Here is a 15,507-nt window from a genome sequence, read left to right as displayed (position 1 = left end):
GATCGGTTTACTCTCTTAGCGCCTGATCCTTGATCTTCACGACAGGCTGCAGAATGTAGTCCAGAACAGATTTGCGACCGGACAGAATGTCCACTTCTGCGATCATGCCTGGAATAATCTCGACCGCAATGCCATTCCCGTCCAACATGGTGTTATTCGTTCGGATTTCTACGACGAATACTTCTTCTTCATTGCGTTCCGATCGCGTGATTGTATCGGCACCAAAGCGTATGATTTCACCATCTAAGGCGCCATATCGGGCAAAGTCATAGGCTGTGATCTTGACTTTCACAGGCTGCCCGGCGCGCATAAATGCGATGTCCTCGGGTTTCACGTATGCCTCAACAAGCAACGTGTCGTCCAGAGGCACGATTTCGACAAGCTCTTCGCCACTTCTTGTATGCCCTCCGATGGTTGTCTGGTGAATGCGGTTAACGATGCCCCGCACCGGAGAGCGGACTTGCGCTCGCATAGCCCTGTCGCGCAAAGCAGGCAGTGCCGGCTGCAAGGCCGCCAATTCAGCCGTGGCAATCGCAAGGTCGGTCAGCGCGGCACTTCGAAACCGGCTACGGGCCGCCTGGATGCGATGATCGATTTCTTCCAGGCCCGTCTTTAGCCTGTTGGTCACTGCTTCGGCTCGCACCTTGCGCCCCTGCCACTCTGCCTCGCTTCGGCGCAAGGCCAGTAAGGTTGTCGCCGGCTCCATCTGGCTTTCGACCAAGGGGGCTATAATCGCACGTTCTTCCTCAAGAACCGTTAGCGTCTCAACGGCTGTGACTGATCAACCAAGCCTTCTTCGTACTCACGGTGTTTCTGTTGCCGCTGACGTTCCAAAATTGCAATTTCTGCCGCCAACTCGGCTTGCCGGCCCTGATACAGCGCTGTTTCCGAGCGTACGACGCTTGGTGCTCCAGAAATCAGTTTCGCGTCGAAATTCAGCTGTGTTCCGTCTATCTCCGCCTGAAGCCGCCTCGCGCGTGCCATCAACCCGAATGCGCGTTGTTGTTCCTGACTGAGCTTGCTATCGATTTGCGTGGCATCAAGCTCCATAAGCATTGTGTTTTTGTCCACCAGTTGACCTTCGCGCACATGGAGCGCGCGCAGAATTCCGGGTTCGCTTGCATCGATTACTTGGATATCACCGGACGGGACAATTCGACCGTCTACGCGCGTTACATCGTCAAGCTCGGTCAGATGTGCCCAAACCGCGGCAGAGATTAGGCAAGACAGGATCACACAGTGACACCTTGGAAACGCTTGGAATTTCGACGCCAAACGCTGTTGAATCGATAGAGGCTTATGGAAAATCCTGGGTGGTAGTCGCAGGTGCAGGTAGCAACTCTGTTAGCGTGTTGCAATTGGACCAGGACGGGGGCCTGACTGCCACGAACCATGTGCTGGATACGCTCGATACTCGTTTTGCAGCGGTTCAGGACCTGGCGGTGGTGGAAGTCAACGGACGCGTATTTGTTGTTGCTGGAGGGGGTGATGACGGGGTGAGCCTCTTTACGCTGACAACTCACGGCCAGTTGGTTCACCTCGACAGTTCTGAGGACACATTGGCAAGCGGTCTGTAGAACGTCGAATCACTCAGCGCTGCGCATTTTGGGAATGAGCTGCAAATTCTGGTCTCATCGCAACAAGAAGCCGGCGTCACGGTTCATACAGTTCCAAAAGACGATCTGGGCTCAGTGAAGACAGATTTTGCTACCGTGTCCGGGACGGCATCAGGCGGCATGCTCAGCGATAGTATTCTGGATACAACTCTGATTGGAGGGCAAGGGGACGACATTTTGATCGCTGGGGCAGGTGCAACAACAATGTCAGGAGGTGCAGGTTCCGACATTTTTGTGATACAGTCGGGAAGTGGGCTGACCACGATCTCAGATTTCAACCAGGTGTGGATCGGTTGGACATGTTCGACTATCTGCTTTTACGGTCACCTCAACAATTGACTGTAACTAGCACCGCGCAAGGTGCTCGGATCGAATACCGTGATGAAGTGGTTGACGTCCACTCGGCCACTGGTGGGCCGCTGTCGGCTAGCGATGTTTTTGGCACTGGGTTTGAAGGGCCCGATCACATTCCAGTCGATTTCGGGAATTTCGGTGGTTTGACACCTGATAGCTCCGATGGTTTAGCTGGGCCCGTTTCTGTAAACAGCGAAACAGCTAATTCAGGTCTTTCAGATGCAGAGATCAGGTTTACGCCTGACGGTGGTGGTACAGTCTCTCCCACGGCTGATGAGCAAGGTATGTTCCATGTGGACCTCCCAGACGGAACATACCCTGGTAGGTTGGACGTCATCAATATTACTCCACGGCCAGCAACGAAACCGATGCTCTGGACGCATAGAAGGTCCTGCGCATTTCCGTGGGTCTGGACCCAACATGGGGTTCAGCAACGACTGAAAACCTGATTGCCGCCGACGTTAACCAGGACGGGTCCGTCAACGCATTAGATGCGCTTGCGATCCTTCAGGTTGTAGTCGGAGAACCCTCGGCACCCGATCTGCAATGGGTTTTCCTGGATGAAAATTCAGACTTGTCGGGGGTCAGTACAGACAATGTCGACTATGAGGCGGGTGCTCACGTGGTTGCTGTAAATGGGGTAATTGATGCGGATATGACATCTATTTTGCTGGGCTATTTGGAAGCCGCATGAACTGTGCAACGGTCGTTGATAACGTCTTGATCCTGGCATCTCCTGGCTTTGTCCCATGCTCAAGCCTGCTGCGCTGGTGTCAGACAAGCAGGCTTTGGCAACAGCAACCGGTTTCAGGTGCGCAAGTTACCGCGTCATGAAACACCCCAGAAGATAAGTTCTAATACTCTTGATGGGAGGCTGGTATTGCAAGTACGTCGTCGGACGATCACTGTTGCAACAAAGCAAAAGGGTAGAATTGTCTGGCGTTATTGTCCGCACTTTGCCGGTTGTAATTCCGCGCCTTGATCAAGAAAAGCCGAGTTGGTATCTGTGATTCGTATCGACTGGCTATGTTTTGAACAATTCGGCAAAGTCGAAACCAACTACGAGCAGGAGGTGTAGCGTTCGAAAGAACGTCAAGCGTGGTTCAGCGCTGGAAATATTCATAGTACCCTCAGAAAAACAAGCTCGGGCCCCAGGGCCATCAAATCAAGGTAGTCCCTAAAATGTTCCACGATCTCCGCGAAAAATACTTGACCACGGTCGCTCGTACTCTGGACGGTACGATCTACGAGGACCCGCCAATTTTGATTGGTGATACCAAACCGGACTACAACCCGGTGAACCGTGAACATGGATGGGATTGGCCATCTGTGGCGTTCACAATGGTTGGCAGCAAGCGTCTGGCTAACGTACGCACTTTGGTCGAGTCGGTTATTGGAAACAAAGTTCCGGGAGATTTTGTGGAAACCGGGGTTTGGCGCGGCGGTGCGAGCATTTTTGCCAAAGCTGTACTCTTCGCATACGGCATAAATGATCGTCGCGTAGTTTTGTGCGACTCCTTCCAGGGTCTTCCTGAGCCGAATGAAGATTTGTATCCCCACGACAAGGGGTCGGATTTTCACAAATACGATGCTTTGGCAGTTTCTGCAGATGCGGTCCGTTCCAATTTTGAAAAATTTGATCTTCTGGACGATCAAGTTGTTTTCATCGAAGGCTTTTTCAAAGACACGATGCCTTTGGTCCCAAGCAAGCAAATCGCGGTTCTTAGACTTGATGGTGACATGTATGAATCGACGATAGATCCCTTAAAGCACCTTTTTGGAAAAATCTCGAAAGGTGGTTGGATCATTGTGGATGATTATCACGTCGTTCCCGCCGCCAAGGCGGCCGTGCATGACTATTTCGACGAAATCGGATACACACCCCCAGCAATTCATGAAATCGACGGCGTTGGCGTGTTTTTCCAAAAAACTCGATAGTACAAAAACAAAATGTGATGGGTTCTTTGGTAAAACGCAAAGAACCCAACGAACTTACTGTTTCTTGGGTAACGCATCGTAGGTTGCCTGAAGATAGGCAAACCCATACCGTTGATCCGGTTCAAGATGTGTTCCTTCTGCCCATTCATTCCATGCGTTGATGAAGACGATTTTTTCGTCAGCGCTGTATTTTTCCTGCGTTAGGACCTGATTGCCCAAATGAGCTGTCCAGCGTTTGTAAGCTTCAATCGAAAACCTGCCCATAATGCGCGGCGCATCCTGATTGCGGGCTGTATTGTCCCAGGAAAGCGTTGATGACCGGAACAGCTTATAATCCGGTTCACTCTTGCCAAGTTCTGCGTCAACCACGGCGTCATAGTCCAAAATAGCCCCGGTGAACTCGGGGTTGTAAACGCCCATCTCATCGGTGATGTCGGTGCGCTTCACCTGATGGGGCGGAAACTCCATCGCGGCATCAAAGCCAAGTTCCTGAGGGTCCCCGATGTCAAAGGTCTGGGCTGCTACGAGATAAAGATCAGTCTCGCCCCAGCGTTGCGCCTCTTGACGCCAAGCCTTTGTTGTCTCCTGAATGTCAGGAATAATATTCGCTCGATAAACGATGAACACAGGTCTACCGTCTATCCGGATGTATCGCGGGTCGTCAAAATACTTACGGATGTGACGCAGAAGGTTTAATGAATCTTCTATTGAGTGGTTCTGCGAAATCAGTACATCGTGCTCGCGCCCGTCCCAGCGGCGTGTCCAGTTTTCGTTTGCCCAAGTCAGGCAGAAGGGTATGTCAACATCAGGGGTGTTCAGCATTTTCTCTAACGGATCCTCCATCAGAGTTTTTCCAGCAAACCAGTAATAGTAATAGGAAAAGCCGCCGATCCCGTATGCTTTTGCTATCCGGGCTTGTTCGACCATGATTTCAGGCACTCGCAAGTCGTAATAGCCCAAGTGGATAGGGCAATGCGGTTGGTAGTGGCCCGGAAAGTTCGGGATCGCCTTGCCAACATTGGTCCATTCCGTGAAACCCTTGCCCCACCATTCATCATTTTCCTTGAACGGGTGAAACTGCGGCAAGTAATGTGCAATTGCCCGCACCGCTGGTTCAGCTTTTGGTTGCGGATCGAATGGGACAAACTCATCACCTCGAACGGCACTCTCAAAGCCTTGCCGACCCAGATGCTGATTGTGTGTGGTTGCTCGTCTGGGGTCTCTTTTTTTGGCAGAGTTTCGAAACCTCCGAGCGGTACGTGATGAAAGAGGGGGGCTGAGTTTCGAAGCTGCCGAAAGCACATAGAAAAGCAGGGTATCTTTGATAGGCATAGATATTCTCATACTCAAGCGCTTCGGTGCTTCCGGTCAACAGATGTCTTTCTAAGCTTTGGACTAAACCAACTTAAGCTCACTTAGATGCATCAACACTTAACATGCAAACGACCCACTCTCTGTATTTATTTTGTGTGAGACTTTGCCAGCCATTCTTTAAGCAGCCGACCGCTGACCGTATCACGTAAAAGTCGAAATGCTCGTTTGGGCAGCGACTTGTTCGCACCATACGGTACTGGTTTTGCAGCACCTTTGGTGCTGTCACTCCGCTGCGATTCTTTTGGAACACCAACATGTGTCCAACCCGTCAGCTTGGACCCCAGAAGAGCGGATTGAGTCGCGTCCAAGAACGCGTGCCCAAACTCTCGATCAGGCTCCAGATGGCATCCTTCTGCCCACTCGTTCCAGGCGTTTACGAAGACCAATCTCTCTTGACCCGGAAAGTCCTGAGCTGTTTGCCGCAATGCGCTCGACAACCAGTATTCGTAATTTTCAGGGGTTCCGTTCAACACAACCATCGCGTTTTCCTTGCGCCGGGCTGTATTATCCCATGACGGAAAAACCGAGCGGTAAACGTTGTTTTCCGGCCCATACTTGTGGCCAAGATACTGTTCCGCGATCGTTGAGAAGCCGACGCACAACCCTTCGAAGTCTCCGTGCAGGTCCACCTCTGCTGATAAATTCGGCACGTTGATCCCATGCGGTGGGAACTCAACACCGGAATCAAACCCGAACGAGGCGTAATCCCAGTTTCGATGTGTCAGCGCACAGGTGAGGTGAATTTTTGGAATCCCGACAGACGCGCAATAGTCACGCCAAACTTGCACGGACTTGAGAGCATTTTTCAGATGCTGAGGGCGGTACACGATCAGAATGGGCGCACCGTCTATGGTGATGTAGCGTGGGTCGCGAAAGAACGGTTCGATCGATTTGATGAACTCCAGATCATCCTCGGGCGCATACTTTTGTGCGATCAATATCTCATGTTCAGCAGCATCCCAGCGGCGCGTCCAGTTTTCGTTTGCCCAGCACAGGCAAAAGGGCATGTCGCTGTCTGGGTCCGCAAGCATTTCATCGACTGGGCGTTCAAGCAGGCGTTTGCCTGAAAACCAATAGTAATGGTAGCAGAACCCATCAATACCGCTTGCCTTGGCCATTTCGATTTGTTCAAGCCGGGTTTCTCGAACCCGCAGATCATAATAGCCAAGATCGCTCGGGAAGTGCGGCTGGTAATGTCCGGTAAAAAGCGGCTTTGCCTTGGTTACATTTGTCCACTCGGTAAAGCCTTTACCCCACCATTCGTCGTTCTCCGGAATTGGATGAAACTGAGGTAGGTAGTAAGCAATCGTACGGATATTTTCGAATTCACGATTGGCATTTTTAGAGGCCATTACTTCTTCAACCCCAAACGCCGTGCAAGTGACTTCTTTTTCTTTTTGGCCAAAGGGCCGGGTTTGATGATCTCGTTAGAGTTTGCTGCACCGATTGTAGACTGAAGGTCTGAGTCTTCAGACACAGGCAGACCCGCCATCATGTTCGTCCACAAGTCTACTGTCTCTTGATCGGGTCGCTCAACGGGGAGATTCATCAAGTAGAGGTCGTTCTCGGCGCGCTCTTTCGGAACGGATCGGCTGATCACCTGAAAAACGTGGGAAAAGCGGTTCCGCTGCAAGGCGCTTTGCACGTCATTTGGCAGACGGCTCCAACGGTGGCAAAACTCCGTCATTTCCGGGCTTCGCACAACAAACTCGGCCTGTTCGATGCTCATTCCTTGCGAAGCAAGCAGTTGCTGTACGTTTTTTATGCCGAAGAACCGAATATGCGTTCGGTCCAGCAGGCCCCAATCGCGGTACTCAAAGTCTTCGTCAACTAAACATCCAGCGACAGCGGCGTGGCCAACATGCGGCAAAGAAAGGATTACAGATCCGCTGTCGTTCAACAGAGATTTCATGCCTGACAGGACAGACCAGGGATCGTAAACGTGCTCCAAGACATCTGCCGCTATAACATAATCAAACAACCCGTCTTTTTCACGCACCACGTCGCTCCATGCGGCATCGTTTAAGTCCATCGGGTACACTGAACGCGCAAAAGGCTTCAGTTTTTCGATTGCAGTGGGATCGATTTCAAGCGCTACAACGTCACAGTCCAATGTTCCGGAAAGATGCCGTGTGATCGAGCCCGGTCCAGCGCCAATCTCGAGAACCTTTGATCCTGGTTTCACCATTCGTAGCACACGAGCCGGCGCCACATCACTGTTCATGTCAATGTCGTATTCGTAGGTGTGTTTTTCGCTCACAATATTACTTCCGTGACGCTGATATCGATTTACAATATGGCTGCTATATCGTTTGGGTTTATTCGGCAATCCCAGACTCTACAAGTAAGTGTCAGTCTCGATGTGGCACCTCCAGATTGTCTTTGTAGAACCTCCGACACCTTCGCACAGATATTCAGGAACGACAATGTCTGCGCTACAGCATTCCAATGCCACGGGGGTGATCTGCGCGCATTTTTGCCAACAATTACCTCAAGATGGTATGACACACGCAACCTTTCCGCAACGGTAGCAGCAGTCGTAGTGCTCAACATTGCTCAAACCGGGTTCGGCGCACATTTTTGATGCCATTTACCGCTTCACACTGGCGCTCGCGTTTAGCTTATGGATGCGTCCTTTTTCGCCACAAAAACCAAATTGGAACGACGCTTTAGTACAATTTGTATAAGGCGTTATTGTATCAACACGGTTATTTTGTGTTCAGAATAGCGCGTACAAAAAAGTGAAGTTTCAGAAATGGGGTTGACCCGACTGGTGTTTAAGATCACGTACCGCACAGTTTTGATAATAGTTAGCAGGCGCATTTGTCACAGATCACCATCATAAGTGTTTGCTTTAACAGCAGCAGTGTTTTGCATGACATGCTGGGTTCCATCCCGGACGGCGTGAGCACGATATTGGTAGACAACGCCTCAGACGATGTCGAAGCAGTACAGGAGCTGGCCGATGCGCACGGGGCTACATTGCTTAGAAACAAAGAAAACAAGGGGTTTGGTATTGCCTGCAACCTGGGTGCTGAACGTGCGCAATCTGATCTGATTCTGTTTTTGAACCCTGATTCCATACTCTTGGCAGGGGCATTGGACGCCATGCAGGCAGGTGCGGATCGTTACCCCACCGCATCTGCGTTTAATCCGAGGATCCTAAACAAATCCGGAAAACCGAGTTTTCGTCGTTCCAGTGTTATTACGCCACGCAGTGAAGCGCTGCGCACTAAAAAGGTTGACGGTGATCTGGAACTCCCGGTTCTTCTCGGTGCGGCTCTGTTGGTTCGTCGTTCCGCTTTTGAAACTGTTGGGGGGTTTGATCCGGAAATCTTTTTGTACCACGAAGACGATGACATAAGCCTTAGGCTCAAGGCCGTTTGTGGTCCGTTGTACTATCTTCATGATGCGCAAGTTACGCATGTTCAAGGCACTTCTTCGCCCAGCAACGCCGCAGTTGCCGGATTGAAGGGGTTCTTTATGGGGCAATCGCGAGTGTACGTGGCTCGGAAACACAACGTTCCATTTGCTTTCCCCCGAGCGCTTGCAACCGCACTTTTGCAGATGCTGTCGCCGGTCGTGTTGTTTTCAGCCCGAAAGCGTTCAAAACAACGTTCATTTTTGCGCGGAGTCTGGCAGAGCCGAAGCGTTCGCCCGGTTCCTTTCAAGTCCCACTCAGCGTGAAACCGGGCACCAATAACGCATTCGTCTGTTGAAGATAATTCAAGAAGCCCAAAAGAATGCTGTGGACCGCAAACGCAGTCCGACTGGCGAATGCCGAGGCTTTCTGCGTTAACACTCCGATGTCACGTCGGGGATTTCGCTTCTAGTCCATCAATTGTTTCAGATAGACACCATAAGTGGACTTGGCAAACAGTCGCGCGCGTTCTTCAAGCGCTTCATTGTCAATCCAGCCGTTTGCCCATGCGATCTCGTCCAGGCTTCCGGTCTGCATACCTTGACGCGCTTCGATGGTCCGTACGAAATTGCCCGCGTCCAACAATGAGCCATGCGTGCCGGTATCCAGCCACGCAAATCCACGCCCCATGGTCTGTACGTCCAGCAAACCTTCTTGCAAATACATCTCTAGAAGCGATGTAATTTCCAATTCTCCGCGCTCTGAAGGTTGCACTTCATGTGCTCGCGCCGGAGCGTCTCCGTCCAAGAAATAAAGACCAGTTACTGCATAGTTCGATGGCGGAACTTCGGGTTTCTCGATGATCGCACGTGCTTTCGAACCTTCGAAATCCACGACCCCATAACGTTCGGGATCGGCCACGCGATAGGCAAAGACAGTCCCCCCGCGTTTCAATTGGTCCGCTTCCAGAAGAAGGTCGGACAGTCCGTGCCCAAAGAAAATATTGTCGCCCAAAATCAGAGCGGATGGAGCGCCAGCCAGAAAGTCTTCGGTCAGAGTGTAAGCTTGTGCAAGGCCGTCAGGGGACGGCTGAACAATCCAGGTGATCGAAAGCCCGTACTGACTGCCGTCGCCCAACATGCGTTGGAACTGATCCTGATCCTGAGGTGTAGTGATGATCGCAATCTCGCGGATTTGCGCGAGCATCAGAACACTCAGAGGGTAGAAAATCATTGGCTTGTCATAGATCGGCAGCAGTTGCTTGGAAACCGCCATGGTGATCGGATAAAGCCGGGTGCCGGACCCTCCGGCAAGAATAATGCCTTTACGTTGCATGCTCTTTCCTTTCAGGGATCAGCCAGTCGCTGAATTCAGCTCGCGCAAAACGTCGCTCAGACCGGTTTTCCACTCCGGTCTACCAATTCCAAACACAGCGTTCAGGCGATCACAGTTCAAACGCGAATTCAGTGGTCTTGGGGCCGGGGTAGGGTAGTCCGTCGAGGGGATGTCTTCGATCTGAGTTGTCAAGCCCGACTGCACAGTGATTTCGCGTGCGAAGTCCGCCCAGCTGGCATCAGGAGCGCCGGAAAAATGAAATAGCCCGCCTTCAGTACCCGCGTTGCTTTTCGCCATAACAAGAAGAGCATCGGCAATATCAGCTGCGGGTGTTGGTCCGCCGATCTGGTCGGCAACAATTGTCAATCTGTCGCGGGTCTCAGCAAGTCTGAGAATGGTTTTGACAAAATTATTCCCATGGGCCGAAAAAACCCAACTGGTTCGCAGAATGGCGTGCCATCCTCCCGCTTGAGCGATCTGGCGTTCTCCGTCCAACTTAGTTTTGCCGTAAGCGCCTAAAGGTGCTGTTGGGTGATCAGTTGTCCAAGGGGATGTGCCAGATCCTTCGAATACGTAATCCGTTGAGATATGCAGAAAGGGCAGGCCCCGTTCCGTGGCTGCGCGCGCCATTGCTCCGGGCGAGTCTGCGTTAACAAGTTGCGCAAGATCGAGGTCTTCTTCGGCCTTGTCCACTGCTGTGTATGCCGCAGCATTGATAATGACGTCGGCATCAGTGCCTTGGATAGCTTCCGCACATTGCGGAGGGTTCGACAAGTCCGCCTTGGTGCGATCCAGCGCCTCAACCTCTATACCATGGCTGTCTGCGCGGCGGCGTAGTTCGGTCGCCACTTGGCCACTATGGCCGAATATCAGCGCTTTCATTTGCCAGTCCCCAAGCGTTTTCCTACACCGCTGCGTGCTTGCAAAGCGTTCAGCCAGTCTGTGTTGTCCAGATACCATTGCACGGTTTGCTCAAGCCCGGTTTCAGGGGTGTATGACGGGCGCCAGTTCAGTTCCTCGCGGATACGGGCCGGGTCGATGGCATAACGACGATCATGACCCGGGCGATCCGTAACAAACGTGATCAGATCGCTGTAGGGCGCAGAGCCCGGTTTCAGCCGATCCAGGATTTTGCACAGCATCCTGACAAGGTCGAGATTGGTCATCTCGTTTTCGCCGCCGATATTATAGCTGCGACCAAGTTCGCCTTTTTCCAGCACCAGCAACAACGCTTCGGCATGATCCTCGACATGCAGCCAGTCACGAATGTTGTCACCTTTCCCGTAAATCGGGATCGGCTGCCCGGACAAAGCGTTCAGGATGACCACGGGTATCAGCTTTTCCGGGAACTGGAATGGCCCATAATTGTTTGAGCAATTGGTCAGAACCACCGGCAGCCCATAAGTTTCCAGCCAAGCGCGGACCAGATGATCTGACCCTGCTTTCGAAGCAGAATAAGGCGAATTTGGCTGGTATGGGCTGTCCTCAGTGAAAAAACCGGTCGCCCCCAATGACCCGAACACTTCATCCGTTGAAATGTGGTGGAACCTGAAACTTTCTGGTCGCCCTGCGCTCTGCCAATAGGCGCGCGCGGCCTCCAGCAAAACATATGTGCCGGTAAGATTTGTGTCGATAAAAGCCGCAGGACCATCAATCGAACGGTCCACATGGCTTTCTGCAGCCAAATGCATGATCGCATCGGGACGGTGCTTGTCCATAATGGCAGACATCGCCTCGGCGTCCCGAATGTCAGCGTGCTCAAATGCATAGGCCGGAGAATCGGCAACTGAGGCAACATTATCCAGGCATGCAGCATATGTCAGAGCATCGACATTAATGACGGAATGACCATCTGAAACAGCGCGTCGAATAACGGCAGAGCCAATAAAACCGGCGCCACCTGTAACAAGTATTTTCATTGCCCGGCCTCAAACACAAAAGGGGAGTCCAAATCACGAAGGCAAGGGGCAACCTTGTCTTTTTCGGAGAGTTGGGGAGCTGAGCTACTGCTCGGCCAATCTATTCCGACATCGGGATCATTCCACAGAAGAGCACCTTCCGTTTCCGGCGCGTAGGTGTCGGAACACTTGTAAACGATCTCGGTATCCGGCTCCAGGGTCACGAAACCATGTGCAAAACCCGCAGGCACCAACAGCATGCGTCCGTTCTCAAAGCTCAACTCCTCGCCAACCCATTTGCCATAGGTTGGAGACCCTTTTCGTATGTCCACGGCAACGTCGAACAGCCTGCCGCGTCCGCAGCGTACCAGCTTGGCCTGCGCCCGGGGTGGGGCCTGGAAATGCAGCCCTCGTACAGTGTTTACTGCGCTGGAGAGCGAGTGATTGTCCTGAACATACGGTGTGACTATGCCAGCAGCGGCAAAACTGTCTGCATTGTAAGTTTCTTCAAAGAACCCGCGATGATCGCCAAAACGCCTCGGGGTAATCAACTTCACGTCCGGAATGGAAAGCGCGACTATTTCCATCGTTGCTAATTTCTTCTCTTTAAGCGGTTTTTAGTTCCAAGAAGCTATGTCATATATGGTTTGGATTCACCACATCCCATGTTCCAGAATAGGCAATATTTGGCTGTAGAGTCATGTTCCAGAAGGCTTATGTTTATGTCTGCCTTGTTGGCGCGGTTGTTTGCTTAGGCCAATGCGGGGTCAAAAACGCGATTGCGCGAGTGTTGGTGGTGGCATGCGATGCCGCCATTTCAAGTTAGAGACGTCAATCTGATCCGGCGCATTTTGCCATAGCAAAGAGATGCGCATTCGGGTGTGAGGATCGCCAAGACGTTTTGACTCAGCGATTCCCACATCTGATGCTATCGCGCATTAAGGGATATCCACACTTCGCGCTATTACCGTGTGTTTGTTCAGTCACTTCCGGGGCCGTGAGGCCCCTAGAGAAGGAAACCATCTTCCTCGAACAAAGTTGCAATCAACGGTTCGACGTCTCTATCTCCTGCGTTCTCTGGAATACTGAACCATTTAAAGTCGACTTGACCGTCGACGCCGGGCAGCATCGAGCCCCCAGCACTGAGCGCTTCCACCAGTGTATAAATATCCTCAGCGTCTGCATCAGCAGTCATTTCGGGTGCAAACTTCAAAAGTTCGGTGGTCTCGTCCCAATCCGTCAGGTCCAAAGCCTGAGCTACAGACGCCAGTTTCGGCTCGACGGACGCTGTCGTTGCCAGCTTAGGCAGCGCCTTTCCGATTGTACCGCTGCCATCGATATCGGCGCCATAGAAGGTTTCGACACTTGAGACGTCGGGGATAATAACGCTTGTCTGAAATTTGCCAGAAGCATCGACGGTCCATTCACCATAGACACCACCGGCACTTTGCCAGAGAACTCTGTAGCCTCCGCCCGATGCTGCTTCGGCCTGAATGGCTTGCCAGCCGGCGATGCTGTTGGGTCCGACCAAAGCGTCGTCAGCATCGGTCAAATCGATGCTTCCACCGATCACATAGACACCACGTGTGGAATACCCAAGTGTGGTGGAGCCATTGGATTCGATATTTGTCGTGAAATGGCCGATTTGACCATCGGAGTTCAGGTCGACACCATAATTTGCTTCAACGTCCCTGACATCATCGATGACACTGCTGCTTTGCAGTCGACCAGAAGCATCGACGGTCCATTCACCATAGACACCACCGGCGCTTTGCCAGAGAACTCTGTAGCCTCCGCCCGATGCTGCTTCGGCCTGAATGGCTTGCCACCCGGCAATGCTGCTGGGTCCGACCAAAGCGTCGTCAGCATCGGTCAAATCGATGCTTCCACCGATCACATAGACACCACGTGTGGAATACCCAATTGTGGTGGAGCCATTGGATTCAATGTTGGTCGTGAAATGGCCGATTTGACCGTCGGAGTTCAGGTCGACACCATAATTTGCTTCTACGTCCCTGACATCATCGATGACACTGCTGCTTTGCAGTCGACCAGAAGCATCGACGATCCATTCACCATAGACACCACCGGTGCTTTGCCAGAGAACTGTGTAACCTCCGCCCGATGCGGCTTCGGCCTGAATGGCTTGCCACCCGGCAATGCTGTTGGGTCCAACTGTGGTGCCATCACCCAGAGCAAGCTCGATGGTGCCATTTATGAGATACACGTTTTGCGTTGTGGACCCGAGGGTGGTAGATCCATTGGATTCGATATTGGTCGATGTGTGCCCGATCGTACCGTCATTATTCAGATCAGCGTTGTAGAACGTTTCCAAGCTTACAACATTGCCGACAGAGTTGCTGCCTTTGAATTGACCGCTGCTGTCGACGACCCATTCAAGATATGTTCCGTCACTATTCTTCCACAACACACGGTAATCTCCGCCGGATGCTTCGGCCTGAATAGCTTGCCAGCCAGCGAACGAAGCCGCGCCTACTGCTTGGCCATTATAAATCAGCCCCAGATTGGAACCACCCGAATCCACAACGTAAAGGCCCTGTGCTGCGTGCTTTAGCGTGGTGCCCTGGTTGTCGATATCTGTGAGCTGCATTGCGGTTTGGATGCCCGCCCGGGTGTATTGCTGTACCCCATCCAAAAACTGGACTAACTCTACGTCGTTGGCGATTGTGAACGAAACTCGCGATACGACATCGAGAAATTCATAAGTGCTTCCGTTGTCGATAAACAGATATGTGCTGATGGCGCTGACGAACCTGACGGTATCCGTTCCGGTCCCTCCGGTGAATGTGCCGCCGTTACGAGTCACGACGGCCGTGTCGTTACCTTCGTTTCCAAAGACCTGATCGGCCCCGGACCCCATGGCAAGATAAATCGTGTCGTTGCCTAAGCCACCGTAGATCGTGTTGTTGTTGGTTCCATCTGACACCGAGTATATTCTGTCGTGTCCAGCATTCCCCCACAGAGTATTCTGAGCGGTATTCCCTACGATAACATCTGCGCCTGATCCGCCCGACGCATTCTCGATGACAACGCCGTGCGCAATTGTAAAACCACCCCTTACTCCCGTCGCGTGAGAGACGACTCCGCCGCCGGTGTCGCTGTAGTCCAGCGTGGCGGGCCTTAAGTCGATCCAAGAATCCGAGCTGCCAACATGCTGAATGGTGTCATTCCCACCGGTGTCCCAAATTGCCTGGTACCCGGTGCCCGCAAAGTTGGCGTAAGGCAGGACAAAGGTATTGTCCCGCTGTTGTACGTTGTGTTCGCTCCATACATCGCCTGTAACGCTGCAATATCAAACGCTCCAAGTCCGGTAGAACCTCCATAAGTGGCCGTTAAACGCAGGCCACCGTTCTGAGAGGTCCAGCCGTCATTATATGACATTACGGTGTAGACACCCTGATTGAGGTTTCCGACCCCAAAAGAGTTAAACGCTGAGGTCACGCCGCTCATTATCGTTGTACCCAGGCCGGTATCATGGGTGGCCTAACCCCAGTGCGTGGCCCAATTCATGAATAAGGGTAGTAAAGAAGAAGCCACCTGGATCACCGTTACCGCCAAGGCCAGAATTGGCTTGCCAAAATGCGGTGTTGTAAGCGCCCAGCGATGGGCC

15 protein-coding genes are annotated in these 15,507 nt (G+C 52.3%); 5 read left to right on the top strand and 10 right to left on the bottom strand.

Annotated features, from left to right (window positions below):
• Positions 1 to 7: 7 nt before the first annotated feature.
• Both ACR3EH_RS18100 and ACR3EH_RS18095 read right to left on the bottom strand, forming a co-directional pair.
• Positions 8 to 721 carry an HlyD family type I secretion periplasmic adaptor subunit gene (locus ACR3EH_RS18100; RefSeq protein WP_480634850.1) on the bottom strand — a complete coding sequence of 238 codons (714 nt, stop codon included), beginning with the start codon at positions 719 to 721 and terminating at the stop codon, positions 8 to 10.
• Positions 722 to 756: 35 nt separating this feature from the next.
• Positions 757 to 1,236, bottom strand: a complete 480-nt coding sequence (locus tag ACR3EH_RS18095) for a hypothetical protein (RefSeq protein ID WP_480634849.1) — start codon at positions 1,234 to 1,236, stop codon at positions 757 to 759.
• 113 nt (positions 1,237 to 1,349) lie between these two features.
• Here ACR3EH_RS18095 and ACR3EH_RS18090 point away from each other — a divergent pair, with 113 nt between their 5' ends.
• The 4 genes from ACR3EH_RS18090 (at position 1,350) to ACR3EH_RS18075 (ending at position 3,908) form a co-directional block, all read left to right on the top strand.
• Complete coding sequence (locus ACR3EH_RS18090) at positions 1,350 to 1,577, top strand: hypothetical protein (RefSeq protein ID WP_480634848.1); 228 nt, start codon at positions 1,350 to 1,352, stop codon at positions 1,575 to 1,577.
• Between the two features lie 159 nt (positions 1,578 to 1,736).
• Positions 1,737 to 1,955: a calcium-binding protein gene (locus tag ACR3EH_RS18085; RefSeq protein ID WP_217352363.1), complete on the top strand. Its 219-nt coding sequence runs from the start codon at positions 1,737 to 1,739 to the stop codon at positions 1,953 to 1,955.
• A gap of 418 nt (positions 1,956 to 2,373) precedes the next feature.
• Positions 2,374 to 2,664: a dockerin type I domain-containing protein gene (locus ACR3EH_RS18080; RefSeq protein WP_171648131.1), complete on the top strand. Its 291-nt coding sequence runs from the start codon at positions 2,374 to 2,376 to the stop codon at positions 2,662 to 2,664.
• A gap of 488 nt (positions 2,665 to 3,152) precedes the next feature.
• A complete protein-coding gene (locus ACR3EH_RS18075) occupies positions 3,153 to 3,908 on the top strand; it encodes a TylF/MycF/NovP-related O-methyltransferase (RefSeq protein WP_171187848.1) in 756 nt (251 codons plus the stop codon).
• A 54-nt stretch (positions 3,909 to 3,962) separates the two neighbouring features.
• On the opposite strand, the gene ACR3EH_RS18070 is transcribed toward ACR3EH_RS18075, so the two are convergent.
• The 3 genes from ACR3EH_RS18070 to ACR3EH_RS18060 all read right to left on the bottom strand — a co-directional run bounded on the left by ACR3EH_RS18070 (position 3,963) and on the right by ACR3EH_RS18060 (position 7,542).
• Entirely contained in the window at positions 3,963 to 5,240 is a 1,278-nt protein-coding gene (locus ACR3EH_RS18070; RefSeq protein WP_216601668.1) for a glycosyltransferase WbsX family protein, read from the bottom strand.
• A 128-nt stretch (positions 5,241 to 5,368) separates the two neighbouring features.
• On the bottom strand, positions 5,369 to 6,634 hold the full coding sequence (locus ACR3EH_RS18065; RefSeq protein WP_480634847.1) for a glycosyltransferase WbsX family protein: 1,266 nt from the start codon (positions 6,632 to 6,634) through the stop codon (positions 5,369 to 5,371).
• Positions 6,634 to 7,542 carry a class I SAM-dependent methyltransferase gene (locus tag ACR3EH_RS18060; protein WP_171187854.1) on the bottom strand — a complete coding sequence of 303 codons (909 nt, stop codon included), beginning with the start codon at positions 7,540 to 7,542 and terminating at the stop codon, positions 6,634 to 6,636. The genes ACR3EH_RS18065 and ACR3EH_RS18060 overlap by 1 nt, the downstream gene beginning before the upstream one ends.
• 563 nt (positions 7,543 to 8,105) lie before the next feature.
• On the opposite strand from ACR3EH_RS18060, the gene ACR3EH_RS18055 reads away from it, so the two are divergent.
• Positions 8,106 to 8,969, top strand: a complete 864-nt coding sequence (locus tag ACR3EH_RS18055; RefSeq protein WP_174839936.1) for a glycosyltransferase family 2 protein — start codon at positions 8,106 to 8,108, stop codon at positions 8,967 to 8,969.
• 142 nt (positions 8,970 to 9,111) lie between these two features.
• Here ACR3EH_RS18055 and rfbA read toward each other — a convergent pair whose 3' ends face one another.
• The 5 genes from rfbA to ACR3EH_RS18030 form a co-directional block, all read right to left on the bottom strand.
• Complete coding sequence (gene rfbA, locus ACR3EH_RS18050) at positions 9,112 to 9,978, bottom strand: glucose-1-phosphate thymidylyltransferase RfbA (RefSeq protein WP_171187856.1); 867 nt, start codon at positions 9,976 to 9,978, stop codon at positions 9,112 to 9,114.
• 18 nt (positions 9,979 to 9,996) lie between these two features.
• Positions 9,997 to 10,860, bottom strand: a complete 864-nt coding sequence (gene rfbD / locus ACR3EH_RS18045; protein WP_171187858.1) for a dTDP-4-dehydrorhamnose reductase — start codon at positions 10,858 to 10,860, stop codon at positions 9,997 to 9,999.
• A complete protein-coding gene (gene rfbB, locus ACR3EH_RS18040; protein ID WP_171187860.1) occupies positions 10,857 to 11,897 on the bottom strand; it encodes a dTDP-glucose 4,6-dehydratase in 1,041 nt (346 codons plus the stop codon). Before rfbB ends, rfbD begins: the two co-directional genes overlap by 4 nt.
• On the bottom strand, positions 11,894 to 12,463 hold the full coding sequence (gene rfbC, locus ACR3EH_RS18035) for a dTDP-4-dehydrorhamnose 3,5-epimerase (protein WP_171187862.1): 570 nt from the start codon (positions 12,461 to 12,463) through the stop codon (positions 11,894 to 11,896). The genes rfbB and rfbC overlap by 4 nt, the downstream gene beginning before the upstream one ends.
• Positions 12,464 to 12,882: 419 nt before the next feature.
• Positions 12,883 to 15,084 (bottom strand): M10 family metallopeptidase C-terminal domain-containing protein, encoded by a 2,202-nt coding sequence (locus ACR3EH_RS18030; protein WP_480634867.1) that lies wholly within the window; start codon positions 15,082 to 15,084, stop codon positions 12,883 to 12,885.
• Between the last annotated feature and the right edge of the window lie 423 nt (positions 15,085 to 15,507).

It is taken from the genome of Ruegeria sp. BG7, assembly GCF_056535685.1.
Note: the sequence above shows the minus strand (reverse complement) of the source record. Positions and strands in the feature narration are given on the sequence as shown.